General features: G+C 34.1%; 17 protein-coding genes and 15 tRNA genes. All 32 read left to right on the top strand.

Annotated features, from left to right (window positions below):
* Positions 1-32: 32 nt before the first annotated feature.
* The 32 genes from CRN97_RS13905 (at position 33) to CRN97_RS13760 (ending at position 18813) form a co-directional block, all read left to right on the top strand.
* A tRNA-Asp gene (locus CRN97_RS13905) sits at positions 33-106 on the top strand.
* A 32-nt stretch (positions 107-138) separates the two neighbouring features.
* Positions 139-211 (top strand) — tRNA-Val (locus CRN97_RS13900).
* A gap of 24 nt (positions 212-235) precedes the next feature.
* A tRNA-Leu gene (locus CRN97_RS13895) sits at positions 236-319 on the top strand.
* 22 nt (positions 320-341) lie between these two features.
* Positions 342-416 (top strand) — tRNA-Pro (locus CRN97_RS13890).
* A 24-nt stretch (positions 417-440) separates the two neighbouring features.
* Positions 441-511, top strand: a tRNA-Gly gene (locus CRN97_RS13885).
* A gap of 26 nt (positions 512-537) precedes the next feature.
* Positions 538-611 (top strand) — tRNA-Arg (locus tag CRN97_RS13880).
* A gap of 13 nt (positions 612-624) precedes the next feature.
* A tRNA-His gene (locus CRN97_RS13875) sits at positions 625-698 on the top strand.
* Positions 699-729: 31 nt separating this feature from the next.
* Positions 730-802, top strand: a tRNA-Lys gene (locus tag CRN97_RS13870).
* An 11-nt stretch (positions 803-813) separates the two neighbouring features.
* Positions 814-895: transfer RNA gene (locus CRN97_RS13865), tRNA-Tyr, on the top strand.
* Positions 896-905: 10 nt separating this feature from the next.
* A tRNA-Met gene (locus CRN97_RS13860) sits at positions 906-979 on the top strand.
* A gap of 12 nt (positions 980-991) precedes the next feature.
* A tRNA-Met gene (locus CRN97_RS13855) sits at positions 992-1065 on the top strand.
* A 6-nt stretch (positions 1066-1071) separates the two neighbouring features.
* Positions 1072-1144: transfer RNA gene (locus CRN97_RS13850), tRNA-Phe, on the top strand.
* A gap of 17 nt (positions 1145-1161) precedes the next feature.
* A tRNA-Arg gene (locus CRN97_RS13845) sits at positions 1162-1235 on the top strand.
* 91 nt (positions 1236-1326) lie between these two features.
* On the top strand, positions 1327-2592 hold the full coding sequence (locus CRN97_RS13840) for a leucine-rich repeat domain-containing protein (RefSeq protein WP_097077302.1): 1266 nt from the start codon (positions 1327-1329) through the stop codon (positions 2590-2592).
* A 193-nt stretch (positions 2593-2785) separates the two neighbouring features.
* On the top strand, positions 2786-3001 hold the full coding sequence (locus CRN97_RS13835) for a hypothetical protein (protein WP_097077301.1): 216 nt from the start codon (positions 2786-2788) through the stop codon (positions 2999-3001).
* Between the two features lie 13 nt (positions 3002-3014).
* Positions 3015-3389: a hypothetical protein gene (locus CRN97_RS13830; protein ID WP_097077300.1), complete on the top strand. Its 375-nt coding sequence runs from the start codon at positions 3015-3017 to the stop codon at positions 3387-3389.
* A 146-nt stretch (positions 3390-3535) separates the two neighbouring features.
* Entirely contained in the window at positions 3536-4120 is a 585-nt protein-coding gene (locus tag CRN97_RS13825; protein WP_097077299.1) for an SEL1-like repeat protein, read from the top strand.
* 42 nt (positions 4121-4162) lie between these two features.
* A complete protein-coding gene (locus CRN97_RS13820; RefSeq protein ID WP_097077298.1) occupies positions 4163-4435 on the top strand; it encodes a hypothetical protein in 273 nt (90 codons plus the stop codon).
* A 49-nt stretch (positions 4436-4484) separates the two neighbouring features.
* Positions 4485-4557: transfer RNA gene (locus CRN97_RS13815), tRNA-Pro, on the top strand.
* Positions 4558-4674: 117 nt separating this feature from the next.
* A tRNA-Arg gene (locus CRN97_RS14210) sits at positions 4675-4733 on the top strand.
* A gap of 271 nt (positions 4734-5004) precedes the next feature.
* The gene (locus tag CRN97_RS13810) at positions 5005-6135 is read left to right on the top strand and encodes an exonuclease SbcCD subunit D (protein ID WP_097077297.1); all 1131 of its coding nucleotides are present in this window, start codon (positions 5005-5007) and stop codon (positions 6133-6135) included.
* Position 6136: 1 nt separating this feature from the next.
* A complete protein-coding gene (locus CRN97_RS13805) occupies positions 6137-8902 on the top strand; it encodes an AAA family ATPase (RefSeq protein ID WP_097077296.1) in 2766 nt (921 codons plus the stop codon).
* A 32-nt stretch (positions 8903-8934) separates the two neighbouring features.
* Positions 8935-11121, top strand: coding sequence for an HNH endonuclease (locus CRN97_RS13800; RefSeq protein ID WP_097077295.1), 2187 nt, complete (start codon positions 8935-8937; stop codon positions 11119-11121).
* Positions 11122-11170: 49 nt separating this feature from the next.
* Positions 11171-12094, top strand: coding sequence for a hypothetical protein (locus tag CRN97_RS13795; protein ID WP_097077294.1), 924 nt, complete (start codon positions 11171-11173; stop codon positions 12092-12094).
* Between the two features lie 271 nt (positions 12095-12365).
* Positions 12366-12704, top strand: a complete 339-nt coding sequence (locus CRN97_RS13790) for an HIRAN domain-containing protein (protein ID WP_097077293.1) — start codon at positions 12366-12368, stop codon at positions 12702-12704.
* Positions 12705-12707: 3 nt separating this feature from the next.
* Positions 12708-12974: a DUF4177 domain-containing protein gene (locus CRN97_RS13785; protein ID WP_179670772.1), complete on the top strand. Its 267-nt coding sequence runs from the start codon at positions 12708-12710 to the stop codon at positions 12972-12974.
* A 286-nt stretch (positions 12975-13260) separates the two neighbouring features.
* Positions 13261-14292, top strand: coding sequence for a DNA cytosine methyltransferase (gene dcm, locus CRN97_RS13780; protein ID WP_097077292.1), 1032 nt, complete (start codon positions 13261-13263; stop codon positions 14290-14292).
* A gap of 24 nt (positions 14293-14316) precedes the next feature.
* On the top strand, positions 14317-14502 hold the full coding sequence (locus CRN97_RS14070) for a hypothetical protein (RefSeq protein ID WP_143483276.1): 186 nt from the start codon (positions 14317-14319) through the stop codon (positions 14500-14502).
* Positions 14503-14588: 86 nt separating this feature from the next.
* Positions 14589-15323: a hypothetical protein gene (locus CRN97_RS13775; protein WP_097077291.1), complete on the top strand. Its 735-nt coding sequence runs from the start codon at positions 14589-14591 to the stop codon at positions 15321-15323.
* Between the two features lie 183 nt (positions 15324-15506).
* Complete coding sequence (locus CRN97_RS13770) at positions 15507-15755, top strand: helix-turn-helix domain-containing protein (protein WP_097077290.1); 249 nt, start codon at positions 15507-15509, stop codon at positions 15753-15755.
* Between the two features lie 8 nt (positions 15756-15763).
* On the top strand, positions 15764-16939 hold the full coding sequence (locus CRN97_RS13765; protein WP_097077289.1) for a restriction endonuclease PLD domain-containing protein: 1176 nt from the start codon (positions 15764-15766) through the stop codon (positions 16937-16939).
* 14 nt (positions 16940-16953) lie between these two features.
* Entirely contained in the window at positions 16954-18813 is a 1860-nt protein-coding gene (locus tag CRN97_RS13760) for a Z1 domain-containing protein (protein WP_097077288.1), read from the top strand.
* Positions 18814-18850 lie beyond the last annotated feature (37 nt).

Here is an 18850-nt window from a genome sequence, read left to right as displayed (position 1 = left end):
CGCGTGGGTTCGAATCCCACCCTCTGCGTTTTGGCCTCATGGCTCAGTTGGTTAGAGCGCCGCCCTGTCACGGCGGAGGTCGAGGGTTCAAGTCCCTCTGGGGTCGTTTAACTTCTAATATATTACTATTATAATTGTGGGATCTTAGCTCAGCTGGGAGAGCATCTGCCTTACAAGCAGGGGGTCACAGGTTCGAGCCCTGTAGGTCCCACTTTGTTATCTTTATTGATAACGTGCCGTAGTGGCGGAACTGGCAGACGCGCGGGACTTAAAATCCCGTGGTGGCGACATCGTACCGGTTCGATTCCGGTCTACGGCATTCTTTAAAAATCGAAATACTTCGGGGTGTGGCTCAGTTTGGCTAGAGCACCTGGTTTGGGACCAGGGGGTCGCAGGTTCGAATCCTGTCACCCCGACTTTATATCTAAATAAAACCTATTGCGGGTGTGGTTCAATGGTAGAACATCAGCCTTCCAAGCTGAATACGTGGGTTCGATTCCCATCACCCGCTTTTTTCATCCAATTACAGCTGAATATGTGTCAGTAGCTCAGCTGGATAGAGCAACGGCCTTCTAAGCCGTGGGTCGGGGGTTCGAATCCCTTCTGGCACATGTTTTTAATATGGTGGGTGTGGCACAGCTGGTTAGCGCGTCGGATTGTGGTTCCGAAGGTCGAGGGTTCGAACCCCTCTACCCACCCTATACAACTAAATATTTTATTTTGTAACTTGCGCGACTAGCTCAGCTGGCAGAGCACCTGACTCTTAATCAGGGTGTCCAGGGTTCGAACCCCTGGTCGCGCATTTTTCTATATGGGTGGTTTCCCGAGTGGCCAAAGGGGACAGACTGTAAATCTGCTGCTAATTGCTTCGGTGGTTCGAATCCACCACCACCCATTTTTAATTTGGCGAGATAGCTCAGTTGGCTAGAGCACGCGGTTCATACCCGCGGTGTCGAGGGTTCGAATCCCCCTCTCGCTACTTTATTATTATCGCGGGATGGAGCAGTCTGGAAGCTCGCCGGGCTCATAACCCGGAGGTCGGTGGTTCAAATCCACCTCCCGCAACTCTGTGCCCAGATAGCTCAGTTGGTAGAGCAGAGGACTGAAAATCCTCGTGTCGTTGGTTCGATTCCGACTCTGGGCACTTAAATATATTACTATGTGTGTGTAGCTCAGCTGGATAGAGCACTTGGCTACGGACCAAGGTGTCGGGAGTTCGAATCTTCTCACGCACACTAAAGTAAGCACTGAATCATATGGGTTCAGTGCTTTTTCTATGAAGTAATTAATAGGTTATCAGCAATAAAGCTTTTCGGGAGATAAAAAATGGGACTTTTAGGATTTATAGGAATCATCATGTTGATTTGGGCATATATATCAGACGGAATAAGCTCTGTTCCTACCAAGAAATATTCTGGCTATGAGCCATTATCTTCAAAAAGTTATATTTATGACGACGGATATTATAAATATCGCATCTTTAATTTTGCAACTCCTCAACACGCAAGCCTTATAAAGTACTTAGAGTCTGAATCTATAACTGAGCTTAAAGTGCCATGTGCAGTTAGAGGTATAAATATTACTAGTATAGAAAATGACTGTTATTCGATGTGCTCTAATTTGGAGAAGGTTATTATTCCCTCGACAATAACCTCTATAGCAAATAATGCTTTTGGGCAGATACATGGATTTACAATATATTGTGACAAAGGCTCTGTTGCTGAGATATTCGCTACGAAAATTGGAATTAATTATAGTTCGATAAATAATTTTGCTTCTAATAAACCAAAGAAAGTAGCAGAAAATAATAAGTATAATTTAAGAACTGATATACAAAAAGAAACATGTACCGATATAACATCAACTTTAAATAAGGCAAGGGAAAAGTGTTATGGAACTATCGGTACAGATAAAATTACTGAACGAAAGATTATAGTAAAAGAAACTAAAAAGAAACCAGAGAAACAAAAGAATATAGATAAGAGTACTTATTCAGGAAATAACATTATTACATTCGATGATTTTATAGTTAAAACTAATGTTTATAATTGCAAGAATAATGGGCATGTGCTAAAAGAAGTTACAGCAGTAGTTTTCTGCATGGATAGAAAAGGTAATATTATTGAGCAGAAAGTAATGGCTGGGTACTGTCAGACTTGTAATCAATATTATATTTTAGAACGTGAATATGAGAGATTAACAAAGTTTTATACAATTTTATGTAGAGTTGTAGATTATTCTTATATAAGTAATAATAGCAAGTTTACGGGCAATATGTTTGCAGATTTAAAGGAAGAGTCTGTAATAAAACAATATGGATACAATGTTAATCAACAAAATAATCTTTCGGATATTCAGAGACAGTCGATACTTGCGTTACTTATTGAGACTGGTGTTTTAACTAAAGTTGAAATATGTAGTCATTTAGACTGGTTAATAAATAACCGCGGATATAATTCAAAGAAATATGCGGTAGCAATTAATAAATGGGAAAAGGATAGAGAATATATTGAAAATCTTAAGCTTAATGATTATCCGCGCAAAATTGTAGAGCAAATTACAAGAAAAGGCAGAAGAACACGTGGTTTATAGATTAAATCATATAGTAAAGATACGCTAAAACATTTTACAACATTTTAAACCTTTTAAACCGCTTTTAAACCCTTTTAAACCCTTTTACAATATGCAAGCAAAATAGAATAATCATTAAGCAATAAAGGTGTACTTTTTATAGGCACCTTTATTTTTATACTTAAAATCAGAAACAGCTAAGGAGGTAAATACAATGATAGATTTTGACGGTGATGGACATATTGATGCTGCTGAAGAGGCATTATTCTATGATATGGTAACGGGAGATGATGAGAACGAATGTGGCGCTTGTGGAAGTGGTTATTCTTCAAGTGATTACAAAAAATCAAATAGTCTAACAGGAGAAGATAAGTTTAAAATTTTCCTATTTGTATTGCTAATTCTATATAGTATTTTTGTACATAACTAGAGAGGGAGACAACATGAAGAAGAAAGTACTAAGGTTTTTATTAGTTTTAACTCTTATGATTGCTTATTGTTTTAGACCAATCTCACTAAGCCAAGTAAACTCGGTAGATAATAAGCTATATAAAGTGGGAGAACAAGGTTTACCTGAGGGTAGATATATAGTTACACCCGTAGAGAACAACAGCTTTTGTGGGTATCAGATTGCCATGGATTCATCAATGAGTATAGAAGAAACAACAGAGGCTCACTATATTAATAAGCCAACGACAATAGAGTTAAAAAAGGGTGACTTTATCAAGCTGACAAATTGTACTGTAAAAAAAAGTAACTTCAAAATTTATTTTAATGAAGCCCTAAGTGGGCTTTTTTTATTTTTTATTTGTATTTAAATGGCTCAAACCAGCTCAAACAGCTCAAACAACCAAGTAAAATCACGGTTTCCGAGGTGTCCATTTTATAGTTAGCTATTTGAGTATACTTATAATTAGAAAAACGTGAAATGTGTATTCTGAAAAAATTCGCAGGAGGTAATCACATGAAAATTTTTAATGATTATGAAGAATTTAGTGAAGCCTTTGAAAAAGCAGGAGAAGGAGATATCACAGCTGTTAGAAATATGCTTAATCATCTCTTAGTAAATCTAGATGATGATAATGATCCAGGGCTAATAAAACTATTACGCCAGGCTTATATTGATAAGTTAATTGATGAGGGTGAAGCTTATGCATGGGTATACAAAGGGGACGAGCTTCTAAGGACTCAAGGGGATGAATACTTCGTATATGAAGCACTTAAATGCTATCTTAAAGCCGCAGCGCTTGGCGACAATATGGGTTTTGATTGCATTGGAGAATTATATTTTAAAGGTGATTATGTTGAAAGAGATTTTGATATGTCTTTTGTGTTCTTTCATCTAGGAATGAAACATGCAAATACACTTAATCCTATGAGTCTTTGCAGAATAGGGCAGATGTATAAGTATGGATATCATGGTGAACTCAATTTAGAGACGGCAGAAGAATTCTTTTCAAAAGCAATATCAGTTGGGAGCGATCATGGGATAATTGATGATTATGCATTAATTGCTGCAAATGAGCTTTATGAAATGAGAGCAAGTTAGTCTAATAATTTATTAAATAATATTCTAAAGGAGGATAAGCATATGGATTTAGAGGCAATGACAATAATTATAGAAGCAATTGATGGATATGAAGAATTTTTGGATTCTGCTAGAGGAGTATTTGGAAAACAGTATTTATCTGAAGAACCTACAGAAGATACTGCTATGGGAAAGGTTTATCAATTATATAGGTTAATAGAGCGATTCTCTCCTCTTTATAACGGAGAGGATGAATCTATTAATAAGATATATGAAATTCTTTGGAATCGAGAAGTCCCATATGAAGAAAGGGCCAAGTTGATTTTAGGATTATAATCATGTAAATCTGTGCCTATATAAAGAGATATGCTAAAGTATATAGAAACGGGGTGTGGCTCAGATGGTAGAGCGCTACATTCGGGATGTAGAAGTCGCGCGTTCAAATCGCGTCACTCCGATTATTATAAATATTTCATAATTAATAGAGGTAATCATAGCAGAAATCGACAGATTAAAAGAAATAGTAGAAACATTAAGAAATGAAAACGGCTGCCCTTGAAATATCGTGACCAGATAGCTCAGCTGGATAGAGCACTTGGCTACGGTCCAAGGTGTCGGGAGTTCGAATCTTCTCACGCACGCTAAAGTAAGCACTGAATCATTATGGTTTAGTGCTTTTTTTATGTAAATATTAGTAAGAAAATAGAAGTATTCTTATAATTTGCATTGGTATTAGATATGCTATAATTTTTTAGAGGGGAATGGGGCGATTTCTGTTATTTATATCTAAAATCTCATTAAAAAACTCCTGATAAAAATGAATTTAATTGCTGACATTTTATTGGACAGCTTCTTTTGTAATATGAGAACATAAAATATAACTAGTATAAACGAGGGGGTATCTCATGAAATTATTTCACATTTCAGATCTTCATCTTGGAAAAAAAGTAAATGAATTTTCGATGATTGAAGATCAAAAATATATTCTTAAATCGATTCTAACTTGTGTAAAAAAAGAAAAACCAGATGGTATCCTTATCGCAGGAGATGTATATGATAGATCTATTCCTTCAGAAGAAGCAATGAAATTATGGGATGAGTTTTTAATTAGTCTTGCAGAAAAGAAGATTCCAGTTTTTGCTATTAGCGGTAATCATGATTCTGCTATTAGATTTGCTGATCATGGTGAACTTGTTGAGGCTTCAGGGATACATCTTTCACCTGTTTATGAAGGAAAAGCAAAATGTTATCAGCTTAATGACAAAAAGAATACTGTTAATATATATCTTTTACCTTTTATTAAACCTTCAACTGTTAGAAACTATTTTCCGGATGAAGAAATATTAGATTATACAGATGCTTGTAGAGTGGCTATTAGTCACATGGAAATTAATAAGGAAGAAATAAATGTTCTTGTCGCTCATCAAATGATAATAGGGTCGGAAAGATGTGATTCAGAGGAAGTATCTGTTGGTGGACTTGATGCTGTAGATGTTTCTGTTTTTGATGATTTTGATTATGTAGCCTTAGGGCATCTCCATGGTAAGCAAAAAATAAAGAGAGATACAGTTAGATATAGTGGAACACCTATAAAATATTCTTTTTCAGAGAAAGATCATGAAAAATCTATAACTGTTGTGGAAATAAATGGGAAATCGAAGGTAAATATTTCAGAAATCCCATTAACTCCTTTACACGATATGAGAGAAATCAAAGGAACATATGATGAACTCTCTTTAAAGAAGAATTATGAGAATACGGATACAGATGATTATATTCATGCAATCTTAACTGATGAAAATGACGTTTTAGATGCGATTGCAAAGCTTCGAATAATATATCCGAATTTGATGAAGCTAAGTTACGACAATAAGCGTACGCAGACCCAACAGACTGTTTCAGATGTTGAGGATATTGACAATAAGACACCTTTAGAATTATTTGAAGAATTCTTTGAACTGCAAAATAACCAATCAATGACAGATGAACAAAGAAAATTTGTTCAAGATCAAATAGAGAGTATTTGGGAGGTATAATATGAGACCATTAAAACTAAGAATTTCTGCTTTTGGTCCATATGCAGGATATACAGAAGTCAATATGGATGATTTGGGAAATCAGGGATTATACCTAATTACTGGAGATACAGGTGCGGGTAAAACAACTCTTTTTGATGCAATTTGCTTTGCATTATTTGGTGAAGCAAGTGGTCAAAATAGGACAGTTGACATGTTTAGATCAAAATATGCAGCGCCTGATACACCTACGGAAGTTGAACTTGTCTTTTCGCATAAGGGTGAAATATATACCGTTAAGCGTAATCCAGCTTACGAGCGACCTGCTAAAAAGGGCGGTGGTACAACAAAACAAATTGCGGAAGCCGAACTACATATGCCTGATGGTCGCGTAATAACAAAAGTGAAAGAGGTAACTGCAACTGTCGAAAGTATTCTTGGCGTAAATAGAGAGCAGTTTTCTCAGATTTCAATGCTTGCACAAGGTGATTTTTTAAAATTACTCTTAGCTACAACGGAAGAAAGAATTAAGATTTTTAGAGATATTTTTAAGACAGAAAACTATCTTATATTGCAAAAAAACTTAGATTCAAAGCAGCATGATTTGCTTAAATCAGTTATTGCTGGAAGAACTAAGGTAGGCGCGTATATAAAGGGAATTCAAGTTGATAAAGACGATGTTCTCTCTATTGAAGTTGAAAAGGCTGTTTCAGATAGGATGACAACAGAGGAAGTTATTTTATTACTAGATAAACTTATAGAACAAGATGGCGAATTTAATACCAAATTGGAAAATGATCTTAAAGTGATTAGTGATAAACTACAGGAAGTTTCTACTAGAATAGGAGTGGCACAAACTGTAAAGACTGCACGGGAAGCATTGGAAAGTTCAAAAGATAAACTAAAAGTTGAGGAGCCTAAAGTAAAGGATTTAGAGGGAAAACTCAAATTAGCAAAGAAGGATTTGTCAAAAAGAAAGAAATTAGACGATACGGCTAGCAAAATAGATGCTGAATTGCCTAATTATGATATAGCTATAAATAAACAGAATGATATAGATAATACGAAAGAGCAAAATAAGCTATTTAGAGAGGAACTAGAAGAAAAAAAGAAAGATAGAGCAAAAAAGGAATCTCAGTTAAAGAAGGATAAGGAGGAGCAATCTTCGTTTACAGATACCAGCGTACGTATTCAAAAAATATCGAGTAATATAGAGAAACTTAAAGAGAAAGCTGATATTCTTGATGAACTCTCAAATGAACTAGAAGCTTTTTTTGTTTCTAATGAAGAATTAGAAGATTCTCAGAATCAATATAAGGAAGATGAAAAAAAATTTACAGAATTAAATCATCTTTATGAGGAAATGGATCGTCATTACAGAGCTGGACAAGCTGGCCTCCTCGCTAAACAGTTAGTAGATGGTGAAAGATGTCCAGTATGTGGCTCTACCTCTCATCCTCAACCTGCAATGCTTTCTGACAAAGTTCCAACAGATAAACAATTGAAAGATGCAAAAAAGAAGGCTGATGATGCACGAAAGATCCGCGATAATTCTGCAAATGATATAAGCGGAAAGATTAAAGGGCTTGAGGCTGTTGAAAAAGAACTTAATAAAAAATGCAAAAAGCATTTAAAGATAGAGAGCTTAATTGACGCTAACCAGAAAATAACATCTATTATTTCCGATAATAAGACAAAGAAATTATCTGAGGAGAAAAAACTAAAAGATGAGAATGCAAAGATTAAGAGGAAGGAAGAATTAGATAAATTAGTACCACAATTAGAGACTGAGATATCTGAATTAGGCAAAGAAATTGAGCATTTGAACGGGATAGTATCTTCTGGAGAAGCAAAAGTTAAAGAGAATGAGAAAGAGCTTAATTCTCTAAAGAAGAGTCTTAAATTTGAAAGTAAAGAAGCAGCTATAAAAGAAAGAAAGTCTTTAATGGATCAGTCTAGTATTATTCAAAAGGCTTTTGATGATTTGAGTAAAGACTTATCTTCCCAGAAGCAGATTGTGGCTGGTATAAAGGCTGCTATTGCTGAAAATGAAAGCACAATTAAGTCCACAAAGGCAACAGACCTGCAAGCAGAACTAGAAAAACAAGCAGAGTTAAAGGAATCGCAAACTGACTGTTATAACAAAAAAGAAATTGTTGCAGGTCGTCTCGAAAATAATGAAAGAGCAAGAAAAAATATTAAAAATGAGGCAAGTAGTATTGCTGAGATTGAACAGAAATTACAGTGGGTGAGAGCACTTTCTGAAACCGCTAATGGACAATTATCAGGTAAAGACAAAGTCAAACTAGAAACTTATATACAAACGACATATTTTGACAGGATAATTAACCGAGCAAATCTACGATTATTAACTATGTCGGGCGGGCAGTATGAGCTCATGAGAATGAAAGAAGCTGCTAATGCAAAAAGCCAAAGTGGGCTAGATTTAGGTGTAAAGGATCATTATAACGGAAGTGAGAGAAGTGTTAAAACGCTTTCTGGAGGAGAGTCTTTTATGGCATCATTATCTTTAGCACTAGGGCTTTCCGACGAAGTGCAATCTTCTGCTGGTGGCATTCAGATTGATACTATGTTTGTTGATGAGGGATTTGGTTCACTTGATCCCGAGGCTTTAGATATGGCATATAAGGCGCTTGCTGGATTAACAGAAGGTAATAGACTTGTTGGAATCATATCGCATGTTGCTGATTTGAAAGAAAGAATTGATAAACAAGTTGTTGTTACTAAGGAAAAAAGTGGCGGAAGTCATATCAAGATGATTATTTAATATATATGTTTTTATAGAGGAGATTTACTAAAATGAGTTCATTTATTGAATTTGAAGAAGCTGCTAAAAAAATAGATTTTTTGTATTTAAAAAATGGAATTAATGAAGGAGAAAAGGAGGCTCAAGATCAAGTCAGCTATAGGAATCTCTTTAAAAAATTATATAATCCTGGTGAGTTGAAAAAATATAACGGAATAGAAGTATGGAATAAGGTATGGCAGCATGGTCCAGGTGGAATGATTTATGCTCTTAGAAATGATGATAAATTTAGATGTTTTGGTTCTGCTCAGAGTCAGGATACACACGGACTGCCTATGCATCAAACTAAAGAAGGAAACTATTATGCTGGAAAAAATAATGAAATTATTGGGCAAAAAGAAGCTCTTGCATACGGTGAGAAATACAGAAATAAGTTTATACAGTGTATAACATATGTTGAAAATAGTACACTTGAATCAGTAGAGGATTTTGAAAAGCTTGGAGAGATTCTTGAAGATAATCTTGATGGAAGAGGTAAACAAATGTGGGTTCACAAATATCTACATATGTTTTTTCCAGATAAGTTTTCTCAGTTTCATTCATCAGAATTTAAGCGAGACATATTATGTGCATTAGGTATAGTGCCTAATGATTCATTCTATGGTATGGCTGGTCAACTTTATGAAATCAAGAAAAGAACAAATATAGATGATTATTATTTGTTTGCCCAGGTAATGTATAAAAATTTTCCTGGTGTAGGACGTTCCGAAGTATATTTAGTAAATGCTCGTGAAGAGGCATTAGAAAAGATAAAAAATTGGGTGCCAGGAAGTAATGTAGAGATAAACATAAATGATTTTTATGATTTATGGGATAATCCTAGATTCAGCGCTAAAACTAGTGAAGATGATGAAAAAAATCATTTATTTGTTGTAATGGATCAAGATACTCCTTTAGGAATTTTTGATTCATTAGATTATAAAAAAGATTCAAAAAAAACGGAAATACGATATGGGAAATGGCATGCATGTTTTTTAAAAGATGACAAAATCAATTATACAGGAAGCAGAAAAAAGGCGATAAGTAAGCCTGAAATATTGGTTTTAATATATAAACGATTTTATAGTATTTATACTAGCAATAATGAATTAAATGAAATCATAGAAAATAACTATGAGAGGTACGAAGCAGAGTTCAGTTCTTACAAAGAAGAAATAGATGCTTTTTTGGCGGCATATCCATTAAATATTAATTCATTGAAGGCAGGTTTTAATAATGATGGTATATTGCTATTCTATAGAAATATAGAATGCCTAAATTGTATAGATGGTGAAAATATTGATTTTTCATCAATATCAAACTATGAAAAAAATGATTTAGCATTTTATACCATGAACTTAATTCTCGGAAAGCAAGTTGTAGAAGGATTTGAAAACTTAAGAGAGGTTATATCAAGAATACTAGCTTTATATTATCCAGACGAATATGTTGCGGTTTCCGACGAAGAAACATTAGATTTCATTATAGATGAGTTATCTATCCCGTCAATAGAAGGGCATAATCTTTTGTTGAGACAACGACAGGTGAAGAACTGGGTGGGTGAAAAACTTGGATTATATACAAAAAATCCATACATGCAGAATTACATATTTGTTAGAGCTGTAAAAGATATGATAGGAGATTCTTTTACTCTAAACATAACTAATAAAGGAAATAATACGGTTATTCATGCATTAGAACCAGATGTTATAGATGAATATGAATCATTAGATACATCTGATGAAAAAGAGATTTCTAAATTAAAAAGTATACCTGATGAAGTCTCATATAAACGGACACCACAACCCAAGGAGTACGTAGAAGAAAAAGACAACGCGGGAAGGTATATACCAAAGCGAGATCCTAGGAAGAGATTAAATGCTATGGTATTAGCTGATTTTAAATGCGAAATTGATCCTACACATGAAACATTTATAAGTAGAAGTACTAATAGACAATACGTGGAGTCACATCATTTGATTCCTATGGAATTTCATGAGGATTTTAATAGTTCGTTAGATGTAGAAGAAAATATAGTTTGTTTATGTAGTAATTGTCACAACAAGATTCATTATGGTATTGATAATGACGTATTGATAAAACAACTGTTTGAAAAAAGAAAAAGTTTGCTTCATGATGCAGGTTTAGACATATCTGAGGAGCAACTTCTGCGTGACATATACAAAACGTCAGGATATTAATCATAGATGGTGCAATTCGAAAAAATATATTGAGTGGAGAGGCATATATATGAACAAAGAAGAACAAGAGATATTTGCAAAAATTCAAAGGCAGTTGGGCACACCTATTGAACAAGAAATAGATGTTGATGAAATATTTGATTATCGAATTGATATAGAAGATGCAGATGAGTTTTGTAGTAAGGGAAAAGGTCATACATTATATTCTTATACGTGGGCTGAACCTATAACAGAAGAAGAATATTATAGAATACATGTTGATTATACTCCTATGAAATTAGACGATATATCACCTGTAGAGTATTGTAAAAAAGAGGATATATTAAGTTCAGATGAGGCTTCTGTTATAGATATAGATCCTTCTTCGATTTATGATTATATTCCTAAAGATGAAAAAATCGTAATGCAACAGTCTTTTAATGAATTTTGTGAAAAGACTCTAGATGAGACATTAACTACTCTAAACAAGATGGTAGATTTGGTTAATAGATCATTACCTTCTAAAGCAAAACCATTTATTCCATACACAAAAAATGATGGGTATGCTATAATGCTTTATTTTGAAGATAATGGAACATACTATATATATTCTATAGGTGAAGAAAGTATTAAAGGTGATAGAGAATATGATGACGAGGGCAATTTCTATTTATCAGGAATGACTGATAGGGAAAAGTATAAAGAATCGGAAGTTCGAAGGGCTAAAATGAAATTCCATAGAGCCCTAACAGAATTTAGAATGTCTTTGAATTTGCCTGACAAGAATAAGATAAACGGAATTGCTCACCATAAAGATTCAATGGCACTTATTGAAGAAATGTTAAAATCAGACAATATTGACCCTAACATAAAGGGATCGAAACTAAATGATAAAGTGGCTTACTATTATGATATAGTTGAACCCGAGGGGAAGAGGGGGTATATGCATGTTACAAAAAAGGAGATTAAAGATTTGATATTGGCTTCAATCTGAAAGTAGCCTCGGGTAGTTCAGATTCAAATTGTCATTTATACGCATCTTACCATTTGGGTAAGAGGAGAAAATTATAAGAGACTAATACTTATATACTAAAGGTTCAAAATATTAATTCCTAAGCACTGGATCATTATTATGGTTCAGTGCTTTTTTAGCGCTTTGTGAGTGCCAAACACTGTAAAATTAAGGGCTCCGAGGTGTCCATTTTATAACCATAGTCTCGAGTAGAATTATAATCAGCAAGGGAGACGTAGAAGGAGGAAGCATTATGGGTAAGATGTATTTCACACTTGTAGGTTGTAATCACTATTTTGGTACAGAGTTCTTAGAAAAGGGGATGAAACTTACTCTTAAGAAAGAGCCAAAGAATGAATATGATTCTGAAGCCATTATGGTAAAGGCAAAAGCCATTGGAAAGATTGGATATGTAGGAAACAGCCCATATACAATTCAGGGCGATACAATGAGCGCTGGTAGACTTTACGACAAAATTGGAAAGAAAGCTAAGGCTAAAATCGTATATGTACTGCCTAATGGGGCTGTATGCAAAATTGTTAAAGAGAAGAAAGAAAATACAGATGAAACTATAGACAACGAGGAGGAATAAGAAATGGCAGGATTTGGATTTGATGCAGGAGCTCTTAGAGCAGCAGGACAGGCAGGAGACATGTACGTAGTTGTGCAGGTAGTTCTTACTGAGAAGTTTATTGGAACAGGATCAGGAGTATCTAGTCTTACAAATTTACAGAAAACAATTAATGAGCAGGCAGCAAAGGGTTATAGACTTCATACAATCTCTACTACATCTTCTGGTACTAAAGGTTTCATGGGTGGAGACAAGATTCAGGCGACTATGGTATTTGAGAAGGTACTCTAAAAGGGAGATGGCTTATGAGTAGAATCATATACTGGTTACAACGAAAAAAGAGGATAGCGAAAAGGTCATGTGGACAGTGTTGCATGACTTGTCCGTATTTCAAAGAATGTAAAAACGACGGTATTTTTTAGAAACAGTAAAGGTGACAATTGCTAAATTTCTAAAATAGGTTAGCAAAAATCTATAATATTTTTTCTTATTAACTAGTTTAGAAGTATATGAAATATAAATTGCGGCGCGCCGCTTTTTTTATTATAATTATTAGTGAAAGGGAGGAATATAGAATATGGCATATGTAGCATCTTTTTTTGCCGGTGTAGGCGGTATTGATTTAGGTTTTGCACAAACGGGTGTTTTTGAAACTGTATATGCAAACGAATTTGACAAATACCCAGCCCATACATTCGAGGCAAATTTTCCCAATATACATGTTGATGTAAGAGATATTCATGAAGTACAAAATAATGAAGTGCCGGATGTAGATGTAATTGTTGGTGGCTTTCCATGCCAGGCTTTTTCTATTGCTGGATATAGGCAGGGATTCGATGATGAAAAAGGACGTGGAGAATTATTTTTCGAGCTTATACGAATGGTTGAAAGTCATAGACCAAGGGTAGCGTTTTTCGAAAATGTAAAGAATCTAGTTAGTCATGATAATGGCAATACGTTTAGAGTTATATGCGAGCAGTTAGATTTATTGGGGTATCACTATACGTATCAAGTGCTGAATGCAATGAATTATGGCAATATGGCTCAAAATAGAGAAAGAATATATATAGTTGCATTTAGGGATGAGGAAGATTACGCAAGATTTCATTGGCCATTACCAGTTCCATTAGAAACAAGCGTACGTGATATAATTGATTTTGATAATCCTGTTGATGAAAAATATTATTATACAGAAGGTAAATATAAAGGAAATATATATCACGAATTAGTTATAGCAACGCAAAACGATGATATAAATAATCCAGCAATTTATCAATGGCGTAGAAAGTACGTTAGACAGAATAAGAGCGGTGTTGTTCCAACACTTACTGCAAATCAAGGTGAAGGAGGACATAACGTTTGTCTTGTAAAAACGAGAACTGGAATTAGAAAGATGACCCCAAGAGAATGTTTTAATACTCAAGGATTTCCAGAAGATTTTGTTTTACCTAATGATTTAAGTGATGCAAAACTGTATAAACAAGCAGGGAATTCTGTATGTGTTCCAGTTATTAGACGTATTGCAGAAAATATAGCTATAGCAATTGGTGAAAGGGACGTAATTATTGCAGAAGAGCATAATCAAATACCTTTAGCAGATAATGCATAGTAAAAAAATAGTAGGGTGTTGTAAGTGAAAATATACATGAAAGTTACCAATGACGAATATGAACTGCCTGTTGCTGTTGCCGAATCAAGAACGATTTTAGCAAAAATGGTTGGCACAACACCTGAAACAGTTTCAAGCCGAATATCTCATAAAAGTCCTGGGTGGGCGATGGTTGAAATTTCTGAATCAGATACAGAAGATGATGAATGATATATAATAGGAGCTATTTCATATTGAAATAGCTCTTATTTTTTTGTACTTTATTATTGAGATTGAATTTCAATGGGGGAATATTGATGAAAGAAAGATTAAATTTATATGTAGCTGATATAGTCACAGCTTATGAATTTGCTAGAGATATGAAGGGACATCATAATGATAATATGGTGCGACAACGTGGAGATCGCCAAATATTTATAGATGATTTTAGGGGCAAACTGGCAGAAATTGCGTTAAAAAGATATCTTGAAAGAAAAAGGCATATTGTAAGTAATATAGATTTTGAAATATATGATAGAGGCGAATGGGATAAGAATGATCTAATAATTGATGAGAATATAAACATTAGTGTTAAATCATCAGGATTAAAAGCTAATTATTTAATGATAGAGACACATCGCTTTAACGCCGACGGTACTTATAGTTACAAAAATCATGATGGTAGCGAAATTAAGGTAGACTATTATGCGTTCCTAAATATAGGCATAGGAGACGAGGACGAAACGGGATATACCGAATATACTGATGGAATAGCGTTCATGGGGGTTAATGACAGAAATTCTACATGGCAGGATGTACCAGAAAAAAGAAAAGTATTTTGGTGTTACTTGAAAGGTTTTATATCTCATGAAGATTTCTGGAGATTAAAAAAGAAAGCCAATCGTGGGATTTATGCCAATTTGAGTGATTTAAATGAAGTATGGGGTGGCAATTTTCTTGCTATGCGACCGGATTTCATTGAAAATGACAAAAAATGGCTCCAAAAAGACAATTATATAATTAATACTCAAATTCTTACTCGTGTTTTTTAGTATGTTTTAATGCTCGCTAAAATTATGAATAGAAGGGATTCATCTCTGAAGGTGAATCCCTTTTTTGCAAACTGTAAATTTGTAAACATACCCTATATATATGCAAATGCAAAATTACAGATTGTTTATTCAAGCAATTTTTTCAACTAATATTATTTAAAAGGGCTTTTAGGAGGCTTTAATATGAGTGTGGAAAAGGGAAAAAAACACCAAGATAAACTAAAAACATTAGGTTTAAACATTGCGTATGAAAGAAAACAAAAAAATATGACTCAAGCAGAGCTTGCTGATGCTATAGGAATAAGTAGAACTCACATGAGTAATATTGAGGCTCCAAATGCAACAAAGTCGGTTTCTGTTGAAGTTATTTTTGATATTGCAGATGCATTAAAAATCAATCCATCAAAACTAATGGATATGAAAAAGGAGTAAGAATTATTATGAGGGTAGTCTATTCAGATGTTCCACCTATAAAGAGGATACCTGGAGCAAAATCTTTAATAGAATTGTTTAATGAAAATATTGAGAAAGCGGATGAAGTTATTATTGCTTCTGGATATGGTTCTCAAGGAGGAATTGAAAAACTTGGGGAATTAGTAGAAGCATCTTGCCTAAAACACATAGTCGTTGTGCTTGGAATGTATGGTATAGAAGGAATACCTGAAAATATATATAACATTTCTAGGCGAATAAATTCTATATGGATGAAAGATAATATTGGTGAAATTCGTTTAGTTAAATCTTTAAAATACCACGGAAAAGTCTACGTTTTTATAAAAGATGATAAACCTTTTGCAGCTATTATTGGCTCCCATAATATGAGCGCCCTAGCAATTGATGCAAATAATCGACGTCAATATGAGTTGTCTTGTTTTACGGATGATGGTATTGAGTGTGATGAAATATATGAACATGTTAGAGGTTTAATAGATGAACCTATATCTTTTAATATTCAGGATATGACTGATATTAATATTATTAGGGAGAAAAACCATAAGCTGGATAATGTGGAATTTGTAAGCAAAGTATCAGAGTTAGAAGTACAGAAGACAAAAGATTCATTGGTAAATATAAAATTTGAATTGCCACTAAAGGTTCCTGGCATGCCAAACACATCACAAGAATTCATGGGTTCAAACATTAATAAATGCTACGCAAAGGGAAGAGAAAATAAAAGAACAGGAGCAATAAAAGAGCGTGGTTGGTGGGAAACAGAAGTAATCGTTGGGACAGGAATAACTAACGATATTAACTATCCTGAAAAAGACACACCATTTATTGCAATTACAGATGATGGCTGGCAACTTACGATGCACGCTAGCGGTGATCACAAAAAGAATTTTGAATCACATTATGACCTGAAAATATTGGGCTATTGGCTAAAAGGCCGTTTGGTAGCTGCAGGAATAGTTTCACCTGTAGATAGTCCTAGCAAAGACTTAGAGAAAATAGTAGATAAGCCAGGACAATATGATTTGTGTAAAGGTGTTATTACTTATCAAAAATTGTTAGATTATGGAAAAACAACTTTAACATTGCAAAAGACATCTATTCAAAAAGAAGATCGCGAAGGAAATTTGAGAGATGTATGGCTATTATCTTTTTTACCTAACTAAAGAGGACATACAAAATGGGATATTTAGAAAAATATATTGAAAATCTAAAAAATAGAGGAGATGAAGATATTGCTGATTCTGTTAGCGATACAGCTAATGATTTTGCAGTAGATTATCTTGATAAATTTACATTTACTGAACATGAAGTTGGACTACTATTTGGAAATGTCCAAGCGGGAAAAACAGGTCAAATGTTAGGTATACTATGTGCAGCTGCAGATAGAAGCTTCCCAGTATTTATTGTTCTTACAACTGACAATGTTGCACTACAAAAACAGACTTATGATCGAATTGTCAAAGACTTAGCACCATGCGAATTTTGCATATGTGGAGAGGCTGATATACAAAAATTTATCGATAATGCTTTAGCGCAACCTGCAGTAATTGTTTTAAAGAAAAACTCTAAAGTCTTATTACAATGGAGCAATGCTTTGGCTTCTTCATCTTTTGTAAAGGGCAATGCATTATTAATAATAGATGACGAGGCAGATGCAGCATCATTGAACACATTAGTAAATAGTAATCGGGTATCCACTATCAATAAAAGAATTACAACTATCAGAGACGCATCTATTGGCAGCATTTATTTACAAGTAACTGGTACTCCACAGGCAGTATTTCTGCAGACAAAGGTTTCGGGCTTTAAACCTGCATTCACAAAATTTTTTAAGCCTGGTAAAAAATACTTAGGTGGAGATTTCTTTTTTGGAGATGATAAAAAGTCTATAAGATTTATTAATGAAAAGAGTAGTGCTACTGACGATGATGCGGATGATATGTTTGATGCATTCATTCATCACCTACTATGCTCAGCTCAATTTAATCTAACCGGCAAAAAAGTGTGCAATTTTGTGATACATCCAGGTGTTAGAAATGAATCTCATTCAAACGCCAAAAAACAAATTACAAGTATTATCTCTAAATGTAGAAGTATAAAAGATTCTGCAGAGTATAAAGAAATAATAAAAATTGAATATGATAAGCTTTTGCCAGCAAACGGTCCAAAACAGCCGTTTGAACAGATATTAGATAAAACAAAAGAAATTCTTGAAAGTGAAGATTTAAAAATACTAGTAATGAATGGTAGCCACGCAACAGTGGAAGATACTGAATATAAAAGTGGCTACAATATAATTATAGGTGGCAATATTTTAGGTAGAGGAGTCACATTCCCTAAATTGCAAACTATATATTACACTCGTGTTGCAAAAAAACCTCAAGCCGACACAATGTGGCAACATTCCAGAATGTTTGGCTATGATCGTGACCCAGGCATGATGGCCGTATTTATCACTGAGCATTTATATAAACTATTTATGGATATAAATGAAGGTAATAATTCGATGATTAGACAGATTGAAAAGGGCATCGATAATATTCAAATCATATATCCTGAAGGATTAAACCCAACAAGAAAAAACGTTATCGACAATAGGAGCATTTCATTATTGACAGGTGGTTCAAACTACTATGCTGATAATCCTACCAATGATTCAGTGGAAGCTATAACTACAATGTTGTCTCCATTCGTAGGAGAATCATATTCTCAAGTCGGTCTAATATTTATAAATCAATTATTAGACCATATTATTCCTTCTGATGACTTTAATCTAAAAGGTTTTATCGCTGTAATCAAAGCCCAATTAGCAAATAACCCATCAGCTCAGGGAATATTAATAGTCAGAACAAATCGTGAAGTTACACAAGGAACGGGTTCTCTTTTATCACCTAATGATAGAGAGCTTGGTGAACAATTTAATGACAAAGTAGTATTAACAATGTACCAAATATCTGGGGCTCACGGATGGGCACAGGACAATGTATGGGTACCAAACATTAAATTACCTGGAAATCTTAATTATTATGACATCTAATTAATCCAATATTTATTGAATATAATTAATTATTTTT

This window comes from Pseudobutyrivibrio ruminis DSM 9787 (assembly GCF_900218035.1).
In the GTDB taxonomy this organism is placed as follows: Bacteria; Bacillota; Clostridia; order Lachnospirales; family Lachnospiraceae; genus Pseudobutyrivibrio; species Pseudobutyrivibrio ruminis.
The sequence above is the reverse complement of the archived record's forward strand: the minus strand, read 5'-3'. Positions and strand labels throughout refer to the sequence as shown.

What these genes read in the sequence shown, in the direction of transcription:
- CRN97_RS13840 (WP_097077302.1), top strand. Translation starts at nt 1,327, where the DNA reads ATGGGACTTTTAGGATTTATAGGAATCATCATGTTGATTTGGGCATAT.
- CRN97_RS13835 (WP_097077301.1), top strand. Translation starts at nt 2,786, where the DNA reads ATGATAGATTTTGACGGTGATGGACATATTGATGCTGCTGAAGAGGCA.
- CRN97_RS13830 (WP_097077300.1), top strand. Translation starts at nt 3,015, where the DNA reads ATGAAGAAGAAAGTACTAAGGTTTTTATTAGTTTTAACTCTTATGATT.
- CRN97_RS13825 (WP_097077299.1), top strand. Translation starts at nt 3,536, where the DNA reads ATGAAAATTTTTAATGATTATGAAGAATTTAGTGAAGCCTTTGAAAAA.
- CRN97_RS13820 (WP_097077298.1), top strand. Translation starts at nt 4,163, where the DNA reads ATGGATTTAGAGGCAATGACAATAATTATAGAAGCAATTGATGGATAT.
- CRN97_RS13810 (WP_097077297.1), top strand. Translation starts at nt 5,005, where the DNA reads ATGAAATTATTTCACATTTCAGATCTTCATCTTGGAAAAAAAGTAAAT.
- CRN97_RS13805 (WP_097077296.1), top strand. Translation starts at nt 6,137, where the DNA reads ATGAGACCATTAAAACTAAGAATTTCTGCTTTTGGTCCATATGCAGGA.
- CRN97_RS13800 (WP_097077295.1), top strand. Translation starts at nt 8,935, where the DNA reads ATGAGTTCATTTATTGAATTTGAAGAAGCTGCTAAAAAAATAGATTTT.
- CRN97_RS13795 (WP_097077294.1), top strand. Translation starts at nt 11,171, where the DNA reads ATGAACAAAGAAGAACAAGAGATATTTGCAAAAATTCAAAGGCAGTTG.
- CRN97_RS13790 (WP_097077293.1), top strand. Translation starts at nt 12,366, where the DNA reads ATGGGTAAGATGTATTTCACACTTGTAGGTTGTAATCACTATTTTGGT.
- CRN97_RS13785 (WP_179670772.1), top strand. Translation starts at nt 12,708, where the DNA reads ATGGCAGGATTTGGATTTGATGCAGGAGCTCTTAGAGCAGCAGGACAG.
- dcm (WP_097077292.1), top strand. Translation starts at nt 13,261, where the DNA reads ATGGCATATGTAGCATCTTTTTTTGCCGGTGTAGGCGGTATTGATTTA.
- CRN97_RS13775 (WP_097077291.1), top strand. Translation starts at nt 14,589, where the DNA reads ATGAAAGAAAGATTAAATTTATATGTAGCTGATATAGTCACAGCTTAT.
- CRN97_RS13770 (WP_097077290.1), top strand. Translation starts at nt 15,507, where the DNA reads ATGAGTGTGGAAAAGGGAAAAAAACACCAAGATAAACTAAAAACATTA.
- CRN97_RS13765 (WP_097077289.1), top strand. Translation starts at nt 15,764, where the DNA reads ATGAGGGTAGTCTATTCAGATGTTCCACCTATAAAGAGGATACCTGGA.
- CRN97_RS13760 (WP_097077288.1), top strand. Translation starts at nt 16,954, where the DNA reads ATGGGATATTTAGAAAAATATATTGAAAATCTAAAAAATAGAGGAGAT.